Raw genomic sequence first — 538 nt, forward strand, 5'->3', positions numbered from 1 at the left:
GCCGACGAGGACCGCGCCCTGGTGCTGCGCTGGGCCCGCGACCTGGACGGCCCGGTGGTGGACGCCGGCTGCGGCCCGGGCCACTGGACCGACCTGCTGCACCGGGCGGGCGTCCGACGTCGAGGGCGTCCGACCCTACGCTGGAGATGCTCGGGCTCGCCCGCGAGCGGTTCCCCGAGGCGCGCTTCCGGGCCGGACGGCTCGAGGAGCTCGGCGTCCCGGACGCGTCGCTGGCCGGCGTGCTGGCGTGGTTCTCGCTCATCCACAGCGACCCCGCGGACGTCCCGGCGGCGCTCTCGGCCGTCGCGCGGGCCCTGCGCCCGGGCGGACGGCTGCTGCTCGGCTTCTTCATCGGCGAGCGCGTCGAGCCGTTCGACCACGCCGTGGTGACCGCCTGGCGCTGGCCGGTCGACGTCCTGGCCGAGCGGGTCGGGGACGCCGGGCTGGTCGTGCTCGAGACGCACGCGCGCACCGATCCGGGGGTGCGGCCCCAGGGAGCGCTCGTCGCCGAGCGCCGGAGGTGAGGGTCAGCTCGTGG

At 77.7% G+C, this 538-nt stretch carries 1 protein-coding gene; it reads left to right on the forward strand.

Features of this window, described 5'->3' with window-relative positions; genetic code table 11:
• Positions 1-524: class I SAM-dependent methyltransferase (locus tag AC2W7G_RS18295; RefSeq protein WP_485869687.1), on the forward strand; the 524-nt coding region annotated here is incomplete at its 5' end.
• Between the last annotated feature and the right edge of the window lie 14 nt (positions 525-538).

Source organism: Aeromicrobium sp. PFPM2_SD2 (genome assembly GCF_057364525.1).